Origin of the sequence: Kribbella sp. VKM Ac-2569, from assembly GCF_004216905.1 — a bacterium.
Taxonomy (GTDB): Bacteria; Actinomycetota; Actinomycetes; order Propionibacteriales; family Kribbellaceae; genus Kribbella.
On the sequence record NZ_SGXJ01000001.1, the window covers coordinates 217453 to 232348 of the forward strand.

The 14896-nt window shown below is 69.8% G+C and carries 16 protein-coding genes; 3 read left to right on the plus strand and 13 right to left on the minus strand.

Annotated elements, in window-relative coordinates; genetic code table 11:
* Window positions 1–135: 135 nt before the first annotated feature.
* The 10 genes from EV649_RS00980 to hisI form a co-directional block, all read right to left on the minus strand.
* Complete coding sequence (locus tag EV649_RS00980) at window positions 136–843, minus strand: thioredoxin domain-containing protein (RefSeq protein WP_130379520.1); 708 nt, start codon at window positions 841–843, stop codon at window positions 136–138.
* Window positions 840–1334 carry a MauE/DoxX family redox-associated membrane protein gene (locus EV649_RS00985; protein ID WP_130379522.1) on the minus strand — a complete coding sequence of 165 codons (495 nt, stop codon included), beginning with the start codon at window positions 1332–1334 and terminating at the stop codon, window positions 840–842. The genes EV649_RS00980 and EV649_RS00985 overlap by 4 nt, the downstream gene beginning before the upstream one ends.
* A complete protein-coding gene (locus tag EV649_RS00990; protein ID WP_130379524.1) occupies window positions 1331–1987 on the minus strand; it encodes an SCO family protein in 657 nt (218 codons plus the stop codon). Before EV649_RS00990 ends, EV649_RS00985 begins: the two co-directional genes overlap by 4 nt.
* Before the next feature lie 7 nt (window positions 1988–1994).
* A complete protein-coding gene (gene trpA, locus EV649_RS00995) occupies window positions 1995–2819 on the minus strand; it encodes a tryptophan synthase subunit alpha (RefSeq protein ID WP_198682255.1) in 825 nt (274 codons plus the stop codon).
* The gene (gene trpB, locus EV649_RS01000) at window positions 2812–4014 is read right to left on the minus strand and encodes a tryptophan synthase subunit beta (RefSeq protein ID WP_130379526.1); all 1203 of its coding nucleotides are present in this window, start codon (window positions 4012–4014) and stop codon (window positions 2812–2814) included. The genes trpA and trpB overlap by 8 nt, the downstream gene beginning before the upstream one ends.
* Window positions 4015–4091: 77 nt before the next feature.
* Window positions 4092–4898 (minus strand): indole-3-glycerol phosphate synthase TrpC, encoded by an 807-nt coding sequence (gene trpC, locus EV649_RS01005; protein ID WP_130379528.1) that lies wholly within the window; start codon window positions 4896–4898, stop codon window positions 4092–4094.
* 13 nt (window positions 4899–4911) lie between these two features.
* Window positions 4912–5169 (minus strand): HGxxPAAW family protein, encoded by a 258-nt coding sequence (locus EV649_RS01010; RefSeq protein ID WP_241997639.1) that lies wholly within the window; start codon window positions 5167–5169, stop codon window positions 4912–4914.
* Between the two features lie 56 nt (window positions 5170–5225).
* Complete coding sequence (locus EV649_RS01015) at window positions 5226–5756, minus strand: Trp biosynthesis-associated membrane protein (protein ID WP_130379530.1); 531 nt, start codon at window positions 5754–5756, stop codon at window positions 5226–5228.
* Window positions 5753–7255: an anthranilate synthase component I gene (locus EV649_RS01020; RefSeq protein WP_130379532.1), complete on the minus strand. Its 1503-nt coding sequence runs from the start codon at window positions 7253–7255 to the stop codon at window positions 5753–5755. The genes EV649_RS01015 and EV649_RS01020 overlap by 4 nt, the downstream gene beginning before the upstream one ends.
* Window positions 7252–7584: a phosphoribosyl-AMP cyclohydrolase gene (gene hisI / locus EV649_RS01025; protein ID WP_130379534.1), complete on the minus strand. Its 333-nt coding sequence runs from the start codon at window positions 7582–7584 to the stop codon at window positions 7252–7254. Before hisI ends, EV649_RS01020 begins: the two co-directional genes overlap by 4 nt.
* A gap of 65 nt (window positions 7585–7649) precedes the next feature.
* Between hisI and EV649_RS01030 the strand changes: the two genes are divergently transcribed.
* Window positions 7650–8747 (plus strand): dipeptidase, encoded by a 1098-nt coding sequence (locus EV649_RS01030; RefSeq protein ID WP_130379536.1) that lies wholly within the window; start codon window positions 7650–7652, stop codon window positions 8745–8747.
* Here the strand turns inward: EV649_RS01030 and EV649_RS01035 are convergent.
* A complete protein-coding gene (locus tag EV649_RS01035) occupies window positions 8744–9610 on the minus strand; it encodes a GNAT family N-acetyltransferase (RefSeq protein WP_130379538.1) in 867 nt (288 codons plus the stop codon). The two genes, EV649_RS01030 and EV649_RS01035, sit on opposite strands and share 4 nt — an antisense overlap.
* Before the next feature lie 193 nt (window positions 9611–9803).
* Here EV649_RS01035 and EV649_RS01040 point away from each other — a divergent pair, with 193 nt between their 5' ends.
* Both EV649_RS01040 and EV649_RS01045 read left to right on the plus strand, forming a co-directional pair.
* Entirely contained in the window at window positions 9804–10811 is a 1008-nt protein-coding gene (locus tag EV649_RS01040) for a hypothetical protein (RefSeq protein ID WP_130379540.1), read from the plus strand.
* Between the two features lie 123 nt (window positions 10812–10934).
* Window positions 10935–11249: a Fe-S cluster assembly protein HesB gene (locus EV649_RS01045; protein ID WP_130379542.1), complete on the plus strand. Its 315-nt coding sequence runs from the start codon at window positions 10935–10937 to the stop codon at window positions 11247–11249.
* A gap of 59 nt (window positions 11250–11308) precedes the next feature.
* Here EV649_RS01045 and EV649_RS01050 read toward each other — a convergent pair whose 3' ends face one another.
* Together EV649_RS01050 and EV649_RS01055 are read right to left on the minus strand one after the other, a co-directional pair.
* Entirely contained in the window at window positions 11309–13105 is a 1797-nt protein-coding gene (locus EV649_RS01050) for an ABC transporter ATP-binding protein (RefSeq protein WP_130379544.1), read from the minus strand.
* Window positions 13102–14883: an ABC transporter ATP-binding protein gene (locus EV649_RS01055; protein ID WP_241997640.1), complete on the minus strand. Its 1782-nt coding sequence runs from the start codon at window positions 14881–14883 to the stop codon at window positions 13102–13104. The genes EV649_RS01050 and EV649_RS01055 overlap by 4 nt, the downstream gene beginning before the upstream one ends.
* Window positions 14884–14896 lie beyond the last annotated feature (13 nt).

Sequence of the window (14896 nt, forward strand, 5' to 3'; positions counted from 1 at the left end):
CGAGCAGGTGCTCGGCGGAGTGCCTCGGCGAGCGGGAGCGGAGGGGTCGATGTGGTGTCATCGTTCCCTTCGCTCCCGCTCGGCGAGGTGCCCGCCGAGTGCCGCGCAGTAGGCGCAGGGGGTCCACACGCACTCTCAGCTTGCGACGGCGTCGACGGCCTTTTGCAGGCCTTCGGCGGTGAGCTGGTCGGCCTCCAGTTGCTTGCCGTTGACGAAGACGGTCGGCGTACCCGTCACTCCCCGGTCGTCGGCCGCCTTGCCGACGGACTCCAGCCAGCTCGCGTAGGTGTTGTCCTGCACGGCCTGCTGGAACGTCGCACCGCCGGCCCCGAGCTGCTTGCCGAGCTCCAGCAGCTGGTCGGTGGTCCAGGACTTCGAGAAGTCGCCGTACAGCTCGTCGACGAAGCTCAGCGCCTTGCCGTTCGCGGCCGCCGCGGCGAATGCGTTCGCGAGCCGTGGTGAGGCGTCCGGGTTCACGAACTGCAGCGGCCAGTATGTGAGCGTCGCCGTACCGTCCTGGACGAGCTTGTCGACGGTCGCGCCGCTCGCCTCCTCGAACTCCGCGCAGTGCGGGCAGCGGAAGTCGAGGTACAGGTCGATGTTCACCTTCGCGCCGGACTGGCCGACCGTGACGCCCTTGCCGGACGTGCCGGGACCGGTGACGACCGCGGGCTCCGGGCGCCCGTTGGAGCTCACCTCGACCTTGGAGTGGCCGCGGTAGTACTGCACGCCGACACCGGCGCCGAGGGCCAGCACCAAGACGATCACCACGATGATCCCGGGTGAGATCCGGCGCTTGGGCTGCTGCACCAGCGGGTTCGCCGGGGGTTTGGTCTTGCTCACGACGCGGTGGCTCCTTGCGGTCCTGTGTTCGGTTCGGTGTTCGGTTCGGATACGACGGCGAACTTACTGGCGGGCTTCAACCACAGCCAGCCGGCCAGCACCAGCAGCCCGAGATCCCGGAGGATCTCCTGCAGGTACTTCGTTTGTCCCGGGGCGACCTGACCACCGCCACCGAAGCAGCCGCAGTCGATCGACAGGCCGCGGGCCCAGGCGGACGACACCGCGGCGATGAAGACGATCATGAAAACACCCGCGGCCACCGCGGAGGCGCGGACGCCGAAGCCGATGATCAACAGCAACCCGATCGCGATCTCCAGGAACGGCAGCCCCCAGCCGACCGGCTCCACCAGGGCCGACGGGAGCAACTCGTACGCACGGACCGCCTGGGCGGCGGTCTCCGGATCGGTCACCTTCAGCGCACCGGCGACCAGCATCACGCCGCCGAGCACCAGCCGCGCCACCAGGGAGACCCAGGGAATCCACGGCTTCACCGGTTGTCCTCCACCAGCTTCCCGAAGTCGTGCGCCAGGTCGCCGATGGCGGCGTTCGACAACCAGAGCACGTTCGCCTTGTCGTTCTTCCCGAAGCCGATCACCTGCGCTCCGTGACCGACCTCGTACCCGCCGGAGGGAAGCTTCTGCATCCCTTCCACCGGTACGCCGACGGCCTTCGCGATGTCCTTGATCGACGTCAGCGATCCGGTCAGCCCGACGAACGACGGGTCGAACCGGTCCAGGTACTTGCGGATCACCGGCCCGGTGTCGCGCGCCGGGTCGGTGGTGATGAACAGCATCTGGATCTGGTCCTGCACCTGGTCGTCGAGCTTGGTGAGCGCGGACGCCACGTCGGCCATCACGGTCGGGCACACGTCCGGGCAGTTCGTGTACCCGAAGAACACCAGCGTGACCGGCTTCTTCGTGGAGGTGACCAGGTTGAACGGGTTCCCGGCGGTGTCGGTCAAGGTGGCCGCGGGCATCGAGTACGGCCGGTCGAGGGTGGCGCCGCGCAACCCGTTCGGGTCCTGGCTGCTGCGGATGATGGCGCCGCCGGGGTTGTCCGGCTTCTCTTCCTTGCCGCTGCAGCCCGCGAGGGCGAGCAGAGCCACCGCCGCCAGGAGCAGGACAGCGTTCCTCGATCGACTCACGTCGGTTCTAACGTACGGCGGGCGCGCGGGGTTCCCGGCGGACGCCTTCGGCCAGGCCCTCTGTGAGCTTGCGAACACCCGCGGGGCCGCCGTCCTGGAGCGCCTTGACGAGGGCCGCGCCAACGATCGCCGCGTCCGCGAACGCCGCCACACCGGCCGCCTGGTCGCCGTTCGAGATGCCGAGGCCGACGCCGACCGGCAGGCCGGTCGCCGACTTCACCCGGGCGACCAGCGGCGCCGCGAGATCCGACGGCTTGTCCCGCGCACCGGTGACACCCATCACAGCGGTCGCGTACACGAAGCCGCGGCAGTTGGCCGTGGTCATCGCGATCCGCGCGTCCGTCGACGACGGCGAGACCAGGAATACCTTGTCGAGCTCGTACTTGTCCGCGGCCGCGATCCACTCCGCGCCCTCGTCCGGGATCAGGTCGGGCGTGATCAGCCCCGCTCCCCCGGCGGCGGCGAAATCGGCCGCGAACCGGTCCACGCCGTACCGCTCGACCGGGTTCCAGTACGTCATCACGAGCAGCGGTACGTCGGAGTACGCCGCGACCTTCTCGACCGTGCTGAGCACGTCGCGGGTCCGCAGCCCACCGGCCAGCGCGACCTCGGTCGCGCGCTGGATCGTGACACCGTCCATCACCGGGTCGCTGTACGGCAGGCCGATCTCGACCACGTCGACACCGCCGTCGATCAGCGCCTTGATCCCGTCCACGCCACCGTCGTACGACGGGAAGCCGGCCGGCAGGTACCCGATCAGGGCGCCGCGGCCCGCGTCGTTCGCCTTCCGGATCGCGACCCCGGCCTTGCCCAGGGCAACCACATCACTCATCAGAACCCCCCAGGCCGAACCAGGTTGCGGCCGTGTCCATGTCCTTGTCGCCGCGACCGGACAGGTTCACCAGAATGGTTGCCTCCGGCCCCAGTTCCTTGGCGATGTCGAGTGCGCCCGCGACCGCGTGCGCGGACTCGATCGCCGGGATGATGCCCTCGGTCTTCGACAGCAACCGGAACGCCTCCATCGCCTCGGCGTCGGTGATCGGCCGGTACGTCGCCCGCCCGGTGTCCGCCAGCCACGCGTGCTCCGGGCCGACACCCGGGTAGTCCAGGCCCGCGGAGATCGAGTGCGACTCGATCGTCTGCCCGTCCTCGTCCTGCAGCAGGAACGACCGCGCACCGTGCAGTACGCCGACCTGCCCGGCGGTGATCGTCGCCGCGTGCCGCCCGGTCTCGAACCCGTCGCCGCCCGGCTCGATGCCGTACAGCTTCACCTCGTCGTCGCCGATGAACGCGGTGAACAGGCCGATCGCGTTCGACCCGCCGCCGACCGACGCGACCGCGGCGTCCGGCAGCTTGCCCAGCAAGGCGAGCGACTGCTCCCGCGCCTCGTCGCCGATCCCGCGCACGAAGTCGCGGACCATCGCCGGGAACGGGTGCGAACCGGCCGCCGTACCGAGGATGTAGTGCGTCTTGTCGACGCTGGCGACCCAGTCGCGCAGCGCCTCGTTGATCGCGTCCTTCAGCGTCCGGCTGCCGGTCTTCACCGAGATCACCTCGGCGCCGAGCAGCCGCATCCGGGCCACGTTCAGCGCCTGGCGCTCGGTGTCGACCTCGCCCATGTAGACCACGCACTCCAGGCCGAGGTACGCGCACGCGGTCGCGGTCGCGACGCCGTGCTGGCCGGCGCCGGTCTCCGCGATCACCCGCGGCTTGCCCATCCGCTTGGTCAGCAGCGCCTGGCCGATCGCGTTCCGGATCTTGTGCGCGCCGGTGTGGTTCAGGTCCTCGCGCTTCAGCAGGATCCGCGAACCGGCGACGTCCGACAGCCGGGTCGCGTCGTACAGCAGGCTCGGGGCGCCGATGTACTCGCGCAGCATCCGCTCGAACTCACCGGTGAACTCCGGGTCGGCCATGGCCTCTCGCCAGGCCTGGGTGAGTTCGTCGAGCGGCGCGATCAGCGCCTCCGGCATGAACCTGCCGCCGAAACGGCCGAAGTGCCCGAACTGGTCGGGCAGCACAGTACTCATCCGACAAAACCTTCCAACCCGGCCCGTACGGCGCGGGAGAGTTGCTGTCCCGTGCCGTTTGGACCGGCCGGGAAGGTCTAGTGCCGCTGCTGGATGGCGGGGTGCGATCCGGCGGCGACGAGGTCGGCGACCGAGGCGCGAGGATCGCGGCCGGTCACCAGGGTTTCACCGACGAGGACGACATCGGCCCCGGCGCGCGCGAACTCGATTACATCATGCGGACCGCGGACCCCGGACTCGGCCACGCGCACGAGCTCGGTCGGGATCGTCGGCGCGACCCGGGCGAAGGTGTCCCGGTCGACCTCGAGGGTCTTCAGGTTCCGGTTGTTCACGCCGATGAGCTGGGCGCCGGCGTCCACCGCACGCCGGGTCTCCTCCTCGTCGTGCACCTCGACCAGCGGGCACAGGCCGATCGAATGGGCCCGCTCGATCAGCGAGACCAGCGCCTCCTGCTCCAGCGCCGCCGCGATCAGCAGCACCATGTCGGCACCGGCCGCCCGGGCCTCCCAGAGCTGGTACGACGAGACGATGAAGTCCTTGCGCAGCACGGGCACGTCGACCCGGCCGCGGACCGCACGCAGGTCGTCGAGGCTGCCGTTGAACCGGCGCTCCTCGGTCAGCACCGAGATCGCCGCAGCGCCGCCCAGCTCGTACTCACCGGCCAGCGCGGCCGGGTCGGTGATCTCGGCCAGCTCGCCCTTGGACGGGCTGGACCGCTTCACCTCGGCGATGATCGCGATTCCCTCGCCGCGGAACACCGGCATCGGGTCCTTGGCGTCGGGTTTGCGCTGGGCCTCGAGCTTCAGGTCGTCCAGGCTGACCAGCGCCTGGCGCTCCGCGAGGTCCTCCCGGACCCCCGCGAGAATGTCGTCAAGCACAGTCATGTCCGTCCGCCCTTCAGTGGTCGCCGTCGGCCGGGACCCCGAAACCGAGCAGCTGCAGCACCTTGCCGGCCAGCGCACCCAGCACCGCGATCCCGACGGAGATCCAGAACAGCACCCAGTTCGGTCCCAGCACCATGGCGATGGCGCCGACCGTGAACGCGACCAGCACGATCGCCACCGCCGTCCACGCAGCCGGGCTGTTGCCGTGCAGATCGTGCGGAGCTTCCTCCTCGATCCGACCGGCCCCTTGATCCGCCACCGTATTGTCCATAGTTGGCGCCACTCCTCCTCGTCGTCCCGTCCTATTGTGGCGGTAGCCCGCCGCGATCAGAGAGTCGGGTCCTCCCCGGCGTCGATCGCCTTCCACTGATCCGCCGGTGAGGCGGCCGGATCACGCTCGTAACGCTGGGTCGCGCTGCGCCAGCGGTGTGCCGTCAGCACGGTGAGCAGACCGGCCGCGACGAGCGCGATTCCGCCGCCCAGGGCGAACCACGGCGCCGGGCCTCCGGTCTGGATAACTTGGTCGGCCAGTACGGCGCTGAGCACCGGCCGGATCCGGCTCAGCTCGGGGCCGTCGGGCCGCACCAGCAGTGCGACGGCGACCGCGATCGCGCCCAGCACGACGACAAGCGCACCGAGCAGGCGGCGCAGCGCCGTACCGGCGAGTTTCGTGATCACCACCGCCACCAGCGACGCGAGCGCCAGCGCGACCGGGGCCTTGGTGATCGAGTAGCCGTTGAAGACCTCGTCCACGCGGCCGTTGCCCGGGTTGACCGACACCCAGGTCAGGTACGCCGAGAGGCCGAGCAGCACCAGCGCCACCAGGGTCAGCAGGTCGACCAGCCGTTGCGGTTTCATCCGTCCGCCAGCACGTCGCTGAACGTCCCCGCGACCGCGATCGCGTTGAGGACGGCGGCCGCCTTCGTCCGGCACTCGGCGTCCTCCGCGGCCGGATCCGAGTCCGCGACGATCCCGGCCCCGGCCTGGACGTACGCCGTACCGCCACGGAGCACCGCGGTGCGGATCGCGATCGCGGTGTCGGCGTCACCGGCGAAGTCCAGGTAGCCGACCACACCGCCGTACACGCCGCGCCGGGTGACCTCGAGTTTGTCGATGATCTCCATCGCGCGCGGTTTCGGTGCCCCCGACAACGTGCCAGCGGGGAACGCTGCGGTGAGCGCGTCGAAGGCGGTCATGCCGGCCTTGAGTTGCCCGGTGACCGTCGATTCCAGGTGCATCACATGGCTGTAGCGGCGGACGTCCATGAAGTCGACGACCTCGACCGTGCCGGGCGCGCAGACCTTGCCGACGTCGTTGCGGCCGAGGTCCACGAGCATCAGGTGCTCGGCGCGTTCCTTCGCGTCCGCGCGCAGCTCCTCCTCCAGCGCGTGGTCCTCCTCGGGCGTCGTGCCACGGCGTCGGGTGCCGGCGATCGGGTGCAGGATCACCTTGTTCTCGGTGACCTTGACCAGGGCCTCCGGGCTGGAGCCGACGATGTCGAAGCCGTCGAGGCGGACCAGGTACATGTACGGGCTGGGGTTCGAGCGCCGCAGCACCCGGTAGATGTCGAGCGCGGAGGCGCTGCTCTGGAGCTCGAACCGCTGCGAGACGACGATCTGGAACGCCTCGCCCGCACGGATCTCTTCCTTCGCGTGCTCGACCGCTTGGCGGTACTCGGCGCTGGAGCGCTGCCGGTGCGGGTCCGGCTGGGCCTGCCGGTCCGCGTGGACGACGTACGACGGGGTGGGTCGGGCGAGGTCGCGCTCCATGGCGTCCAGACGGCGTACGGCGTCTGCGTAGGCCTCGTCGACGCGCTCGTCGGAGTCGTCCCAGTTGACCGCGTTCGCGATCAGCCAGATCTCGCCGGTCTCGTGGTCGAGGGCGGCCAGGTCGGTGGCGAACAGGAACGTGAGCTCGGGCAGGCCGAGGTCGTCGGTGGTCGTGTCCGGCAAGCGCTCCAGGCGGCGTACGGCGTCGTACCCCAGAAAGCCGACCATGCCTCCGGTCAGTGGCGGCAGGTCGGGCAGCCGCGGCGTGTGCAGGATCTCGAGCGTCTCGCGGAGTGCCTTCAACGGGTCGCCGGTCTGCGGCAGGCCTACCGGCGGGTTGCCGGTCCAGACGGCCTCGCCGTTGCGTTCGGTGAGTGTCGCGGACGAGCGGACGCCGATGAACGAGTACCTGGACCAGACGCCTCCGTTCTCCGCCGACTCCAGCAGAAACGTGCCTTCCCGTTCGGCCGCGAGCTTGCCGTACACACCGATCGGCGTCTCCGCGTCGGCCAGCAGCCGCCGCGTCACCGGGATGACGCGGCGGTCCTTCGCGTACTCGCGGAACGTCTCGAGCGCCGGCGCCGTCACGCTGCCTTCACCTCGATCTCGCCGTGCTCGAAGCAGCTGCGGGTCCCGGTGTGACAGGCCGGGCCTTCCTGGTCGACGAGGACGAGCAGGGTGTCGGCGTCGCAGTCGACGAGGATCTGCTTGACGTGCTGACGGTGGCCGCTGGTTTCGCCCTTCACCCAGTACTGCTGCCGGCTGCGCGACCAGAACGTGCTCCGCCCGCTCTCCGCGGTACGGCGCACCGCCTCGGCGTTCATCCAGCCAACCATCAGGACCTCGCGCGTGTCGTACTGCTGCACCACTGCCGGGATCAGACCGGCCGCGTCGAAGGTCAACTCGTCGATAATCACCCACCCATTGTCCCCGATCCGGGGTTGCCTTCTGACCACGGTCCCGAACTTGCGAAGATGACCCAATGAGTCGGATCGAGGCGTTGCTGGCGGAGCATCCGGTGATCGACGGGCACAACGACCTGCCGATCGCGTTCTACGGGCTGTGCGGGTACGACCTGGACGCGTACGACCTGGCCGGCCCGGTGCCGCAGCTCCACACGGACCTCCCGCGGCTGCGCGCGGGCCACGTGGGTGCGCAGTTCTGGTCCCTGTGGGTGCCGCAGGACGAGCACGCGGTACGGCGTACGTTCGAGCAACTCGACTTCGTCCGGCGGCTCGTCGAGCGGTTCCCGTCGGACCTGCAGCTCGCCTCGTCGGCCGACGACGTGGACGCGGCGATCAAGGCCGGCCGGGTCGCGTCGCTGATGGGGATGGAGGGCGGCCACTCGATCGGTGAGTCGCTCGGCGTGCTGCGGGTGATGCGCGCGCTCGGCGTGCGGTACATGACGCTGACCCACAACAACAACGTGTCCTGGGCGGACTCGGCCACGGACGAGCCGGTGCTCGGCGGGCTGAACGAGTTCGGCGAGGACGTCGTCCGGGAGATGAACCGGATCGGCATGCTGGTCGACCTCTCGCACGTCTCCGCGGACACCATGCGGCACGCGCTCCGGGTGACGACCGCGCCGGTAATCTTCAGCCACTCGTCCTCGCGTGCGGTCTGCGACGTACCGCGGAACGCGCCGGACGACGTCCTCGAGACGCTGACCGGCAACGACGGCGTCTGCATGGTGACGTTCGTGCCGTACTTCGTCTCGCAGGCGTACGTCGACTGGCTCGACGGGATGCACGCGCTGGCGAAAGAGCACGGCCTCGAGGGAAGCGAGCATCGCGAGAAGGTCGAGTCGATGTACGGCGTTCCGCGGCCGGAGATCACGCTCGCGGACGTGGTCGAGCATGTCGAGCACGTCCGCGAGGTGGCGGGCGTCGACCACATCGGTCTGGGCGGCGACTACGACGGCTGCCCGGAGTTCCCGGTCGAGCTGCCGGACGTGGCGTCGTACCCGGTGTTGTTCAGCGCGCTGGCCGACCGCGGCTGGAGCGACGAGGAGCTCGGCAAACTTGCCGGAGGCAACATCCTGCGCGTTCTCCGCGCCGCGGACGACGCAGCGACTGCTTAGGCGTCCCGGTACTGGGAGCGGATCTCGTCCTGGGGTTCGAGCCCGGCGGCCTGGTACGTCGCGACGGCGCCGACGTTCGTTGCCGGGGTGACCGTGTAGACGCTGGACGAGCCCATCTCCTGGAGTGTGCGGGCGCAACCGAGGACCATCGCGGTGCCGTACCCGCGGCCGCGGTGCAGGCGGTGGACGCCCATCGGCTCGATGTAGCCGGGGCGTCCCTCGCCGGCCGACCACACGGTGGCGGCGGCAACCGATTCGCCGAGGTCGTTGCGGAGCACGAGATCGCGCGCGTCGGCGTACGGCAGGCCGTCGGCCATCGCGAACCAGCGGTCGTCGGTGAACGTCGACCCGTCGAACGACGCCCGCTGTACGGCGGTCCGCTCGTGGGCCTCCTCCGCGCCGATCACGTCGATCCGGACACCCGGATCCGGCACCGGGTCGGTCAGGTCGCGCCACACCGGGACCCACGGCGCGTCCGCGTTCCAGCCATCCTTGAACAGCAGGTCCTGGACGAGCGCTCCCATCGGCGTCTCGACGTACACCTTGCCCTCGATCAGCACACCCCTCGCGGGCACCGACACGTCCTCGGCGATCCGCTGCGCCAGCTCCTCGTCACGCTGCAGGTCCGGCGCGATCGACATCCGCAGCCAGTCCGGCTCGTCGAGCATCCCGATCGCGACGATCTCCCCGCCCCGCCGCCAGATCCGCGTCGCCGCCGCCGTCCGATCCTCCCCGAACCGCCAGAACCACCCGAGATCCCCCGGATGCAACTGCGACGCCACCCCCTCCCGCTGCCACTCCCGCAGCACCCCAACAACATCCCCCAACTCCCCAACCCCCGCCGTACCCATCTCAATACCCATCCCCCGATCACACACCATCCCCCCGCCACCCCGCACCCCACTTTGAGCCCGCACCAACCACGTCACCCCCACTTTGAGCCTCCACCAACCAAAATCCGTCGCGAGATTTGGTTGGCCCGTGCTCAAAGACGTTTTCCACAGGGCGGTGGGTAGCGGGATGCGGGGCGGGGTGGGGAGGAGGGAGGGTTGGTGGATGGATCGGCTTGGGTACGACGTGCGGGAGCGGCTGGCTGTGGTTGCGCGGACTCCGCAGCGGCGCGCGGTCCTGCGTGAGCTCGGGCTCGGTGACGCCGACCTCCGGCGACTGGTACGGCGTGGCGCTCTGCGACACCACCATGGCCGTTATGTCGACGGGCGTCTCGACGAGCAACTCGCGGCGATCGCCTGTGCACATGCGGCGTACCCGGGCTCGGTCGTGAGTCATTTCAGCGCCGCCCGGCTCGCAGGCATCCCGGTGTGGTCCGACGGCGTCCGCCCGGGTGGCGCCCCGATCGATGCCGCGTGGCTGACCCGCCCACCGGAGGCCCCGCGCAATCAGCGACGCGCGGACATCGTCGTACGGCGTGCCGGCCTGACGGCTGCTGATCTCGCAGGTCACGGTTGGTTGCCCGTCACCCGCGTCGCCAGGACCGTGGTCGACCTGGCCCGCGAGCTGCCGCTGCGCGAGTCGATTGTCACTGTCGACGGCGCATTGCGGGCCGGCACAACGATGGAGGAGCTGCACGCGGTTGCCGAACGCCAGCAGCATTGGCCCGGCATCCGGCGAGCGCTGTCGGCCATCGCGTTCGGCGACCCCGCGTCGGAGTCCCCTTTGGAGTCGATCGCCCGGGCCAGGTTCGCGGCCGCCGGTCTGCCTTCTCCCGTTCTCCAGGTGCAGTTCTTCGACGGCTTCGACTGGATGCTCGAGCGGGTGGACTTCTGGTGGCCCTGGTTCCGCACGGTCGGGGAGGCGGACGGGCTTGCGAAGTACGAAGCGAGCAGCCCGGAGGAGCGTCGGCGTCTGCTGCGCAGGAGCCACCGGCGTGACCAGCGGCTCAGTGACCGTGGAGTCGAACTCGTTCACTTCGGTTGGGAGGACGTGGTCGATCCGAGGTCGGATCTGATCGATCGCTTCCGAGCGGCCTTCGCGCGCGGCGAGGCCCGTCACACCGAGCCGCCCCACTGGCGTACCGCTCCGCCGCCGACCGTGGATGCCGCGTGACCTTGAGCACGGATCAACCAGTTTCGAGGCGCGTCCGTGGTTGGTGGGTGCTCAAGGAAGGTTTGTGATTTCGGTGGTCGGGCACGGGGCGTGGGCTAGTGACAATCGACGGATGGAGTGGCTGTGCTGACCCTGACTGAGAACGCGACGCTGGTGATCAAGAGCATCACCGGGGTCGAGGGCGCGCCGGACGGGGCCGGGGTGCGGATCTCGCAGGAGAACCCGGCGGATCCGGCGCTCGCGGTGACCACGACCGAGGCTCCGCAACCGGGTGACCAGGTCGTCGAGGAGGCGGGTGCCCGGGTCTTCCTCGAGCAGAACGCCGCGAACGCGCTCGACGACAAGATCCTGGACGCGGCGGTCGACGACAAGGGCGGTGTCGAGTTCCTGCTGGTACCGCAGCCGGGCCCGAGCAATGGCGCAGCCCCGACCCCCTGAGCAACAACGTTTGGTGCGTACCGAGGAACGGGTAGTGACTTCCCGTTCCTCGGTCCGTGTTAGAGAGCGCTGCGCTGGGCGATCCAGCTGTCGTGCAGCCGGGTGTAGACCCCGCCTGCATTGACGAGTTCGGCGTGCGGGCCGCGTTCCACGATCTCGCCCTCGTCGAAGACCAGCACTTCGTCGGCCGCCTCGGCCGTCGACAGGCGGTGCGCGATGGTGACCGACGTACGGCCGGACATCAAACGCTCCAGTGCCGCGTTCACCCGCACCTCCGTGCCGGGGTCGACCGCTGACGTCGCCTCGTCGAGCACGAGCAGGTCCGGATCGGCGATGTTCGCGCGTACCAACGCCACCAACTGCCGCTCCCCCGCCGACAGCGACTCGCCGCGCTGACCGACCGGCGACTGCAGCCCGTCCGGCAACGACTCCAGCCAATCCGTCAGCCCCAGCGACTCGAACGCCGTGACCAGCTCCGCGTCCGTCACCTCGGGCCGCCCGAACCGCACGTTCTCCGCCAGCGACGCGTCGAACAGGTACCCGTCCTGCGGCACCATCACGACCCGCTCCCGCAGCGACTCGAACGAAATCTCGCGAGCGTCCACCCCGTCCAGCCGCACCGCCCCGGATGTCGGATCCATCAACCGCGTCAGCAACTTCGCGAACGTCGTCTTGCCGGACCCGGTCTCCCCGACCACCGCGACCCGCCGGTGCGGTTCGATCCGTACGTCGACGTCGCGCAGCACCAATTCGCCTTCCGGATAAGCGAAATCCACGTCGTCGAACTCGACCGTGACCGGCCCGCGCGCCTGTTTCACGCCGTCCTCGCCCGGGTCCGCGACGTCGGCCGGCGTCGCGATCACGCCGAGCACCCGCCGCCATCCGGCGAACGCACTCTGCGCGTCGGTCAGCACCTGCGTGGCGATCTGCACCGGGTCCGAGAACAGCGCCACCAGGAACATGAACGCCAGCAGCTCACCGAGCGTCGCCTGCTTGTCGATGCCGAGCAGTACGCCGACCGTCAGGACGCCGGCGTTCGCGAGACCGGCGGCCAGACCACCGATCGAGAACGTCACACCGGTGAGCGCCTGTGCCCTCGTCGCCGTATGCCGGTAGTCCTCGATCGACGCGTCGATCCGGTCCTGTGTGCGCTGCTCGATCGCGTACGAGCGGACCACCTGCGCGCCGACCACCGGCTCCGCGATCGCGGACAGCATCTCGCCGACCTTCGCCCGCACCACGCCGTACGCCTTCGACATCGCGCGCTGCAGGTACTTCAGGCTGGCGAACAGCGGGATGAAGCAGGCCAGCACGACCAGCGCGAGCTGCCACGAGTAGAAGAACATCACGACCGTCGCGAGCACCATCTGCCCGATGCTGACCAGGAAGATGAACCCGCCGAACTGTAGGAACTGCGACACCGTGTCCACGTCCGACGTGACCCGGCTGACCAGCGCCCCGCGCCGCTCGGTGCTCTGGGTCAGCACCGGCAGGTCGTGCACGTGCCGGAACGCCTTGATTCGCATCGTCGCCAGCCCGTGCTCCGAGTTGACCGCGAGCCGCACGGTCGTCAAGTACGACGCTCCCGCGGTGAGGATCACGCCCAGCGCGCAGATCAGGCACATCCAGGCGACGTACGACATGTCCGGACCGCCCGCGCCGGACAGGCCCTTGTCGATCGTCTGCTGCACGGCGATCGGTACGACGATCCGTCCGCCGGTCATCGTCAGCGCGAGGAGCCCGGTCAGCCACCACCCACGCGCGAGCTCGGGCGAGACCTTCAGGCCGTCCTTCAGGGTCTGCAACCCACCCGCGTTGTCGCCATGGTCAAGCCGGGACGCTTCCGCCGCGCTCACGCTGATACCTCTTCCTCGTCAAGTTCCGCCTCTTCCTGGCGGCGCTCGGCGTCCTTCTCGTACGCGTCGACCAGGTCCCGATAGGCCGCCGTCGAAGCCTGCAGTTCGGTGTGCGTTCCGTGCGCCTGAATCCGGCCTTCGTCGAGGAACAACACCTCGTCGGCGAGCGAGATCGTCGCCTTCCGGTACGCGATCACCAGCACGGTCGTCGCCGCCCCGGAGTCCTCCTGTACGGCGGAGCGCAGCCCGGCCAGGATCCGCGCCTCGACCTGCGGGTCCACCGCGCTCGTCGCGTCGTCGAGGATCAGCAACCGCGGCCGCCGTACCAGGGCCCGCGCCAGCGCGATCCGCTGCCGCTGCCCGCCGGACAGCGTCGTACCGCGCTCGCCGACCTTGGTGTCCAGCCCGTCGCCCAATGCCTTCACGAAGCCGTCGCCCTGCGCGATCCGCAGCGCGTCCCACACGTCGTCGTCGCTGTAGTCCCCGCCGAGCGTGATGTTGCCGCGGATCGTGTCGTCGAACAGGAACGCGGTCTGCGCCACCAGCGCGACCGATCCGGCGAGCTCGTCGCGCGCCAGGTCCCGCAGGTCGATCCCGTCGATCTTCACCGCACCCTGCTCCGGGTCGACGAGCCGGGTCAAAAGCGTCGTCATCGTCGACTTCCCGGCCCCCGTCGGGCCGACGACCGCAACGGTCCGGCCGGGCTCGATCGTGAAGTCCACGCCGGCGAGTACGTCGCGCTCCGGCAGGTACCCGAACCGGACGCCGGCGACCTGTAGCCGGGCCGCCTTCGTCGACGTCAACCGCGCCTCGCCGTACTCCGTCCCGCCTTCAGCCGTCAGCACCCGCTGCACGCGGTCCCATCCGACGACCGACCGCGGAAGCTCACCGAGCACCCAGCCGAGCGCCCGGATCGGGAAGCCGATCAGCGTGAACAGGAACGCCACCTGGACCACGTCGCCCGCGTCCGCGCCACCGGACCGCACCCGCCCGACGCCGACCAGCAGCACCGCGAGGACGCCGAGTCTGGGCAGGCCGTCGATCACCGGGTCGAACATGCCGCGGGCCTTGTTCACCGCGATGTTGGCGTCCCGGAGCGCGTACGTCGGCGTGCGGAATCGCTCCGTCTCGGCGGCCTCCCGGCCGAGTGTCTTCACCACCAGCGCGCCGTCGAACGACTCGTGCGCGACCTCGGAGACGTCCGCGCGGAGCTGTTGCGCCCGGGTCGCGAGCGGCTGCAGGTACCGCTGGAAGATCACGTTCGCGACGAACACCAGCGGGAACACCAGGCAGCCCACCAGCGCCAGCCAGACGTCGGCCGCGAACATCGCGATGGTCGCGAACACCAGCATCGCGATGACGCCGATCGCCATCGGCAGCGGCGCGATCACGAACCAGGTCGACTCCACGTCGGCGTTGGCGTTCGACAGCAACATGCCGGTCGAGTGCTGGTGGTGCCACTCCAGCGGCAGCTTCAGGTACTGCCGGGTGACCCGGCGGCGGTACGTCGCCTGCAGGCGGAACTGCATGACACCAGCTCCGAGCCGCCGTCCGACGACGCCGATCGCGTTCAGGATCGCGATTCCCATGAACAGCGAGATCAGCGCCGCGATCGTGCCGCCGGTGGTGTCACCGCGCTCGAACGACGGGCGGATCAGGTGATCCGTGGACCAGCCGAGCGCCCAGCCGCCGGCCACGGTCATCGCGCCGTACAGCATGGCGGCGAGCACGGACAGCGCGAAAACGCCCGGCTCCTCCCAGATCGCGACCCGCAACACCCCGAAACCTCTC

Bases quoted from the DNA above. Each gene is read 5' to 3' on its own strand.
- trpA (WP_198682255.1), bottom strand. From the start codon at position 2,819: ATGAGTGATGTGGTTGCCCTGGGCAAGGCCGGGGTCGCGATCCGGAAG.
- EV649_RS01040 (WP_130379540.1), top strand. From the start codon at position 9,804: ATGGATCGGCTTGGGTACGACGTGCGGGAGCGGCTGGCTGTGGTTGCG.
- trpC (WP_130379528.1), bottom strand. From the start codon at position 4,898: ATGACTGTGCTTGACGACATTCTCGCGGGGGTCCGGGAGGACCTCGCG.
- EV649_RS01015 (WP_130379530.1), bottom strand. From the start codon at position 5,756: ATGAAACCGCAACGGCTGGTCGACCTGCTGACCCTGGTGGCGCTGGTG.
- EV649_RS01035 (WP_130379538.1), bottom strand. From the start codon at position 9,610: ATGGGTATTGAGATGGGTACGGCGGGGGTTGGGGAGTTGGGGGATGTT.
- EV649_RS01010 (WP_241997639.1), bottom strand. From the start codon at position 5,169: ATGGACAATACGGTGGCGGATCAAGGGGCCGGTCGGATCGAGGAGGAA.
- EV649_RS01030 (WP_130379536.1), top strand. From the start codon at position 7,650: ATGAGTCGGATCGAGGCGTTGCTGGCGGAGCATCCGGTGATCGACGGG.
- trpB (WP_130379526.1), bottom strand. From the start codon at position 4,014: ATGAGTACTGTGCTGCCCGACCAGTTCGGGCACTTCGGCCGTTTCGGC.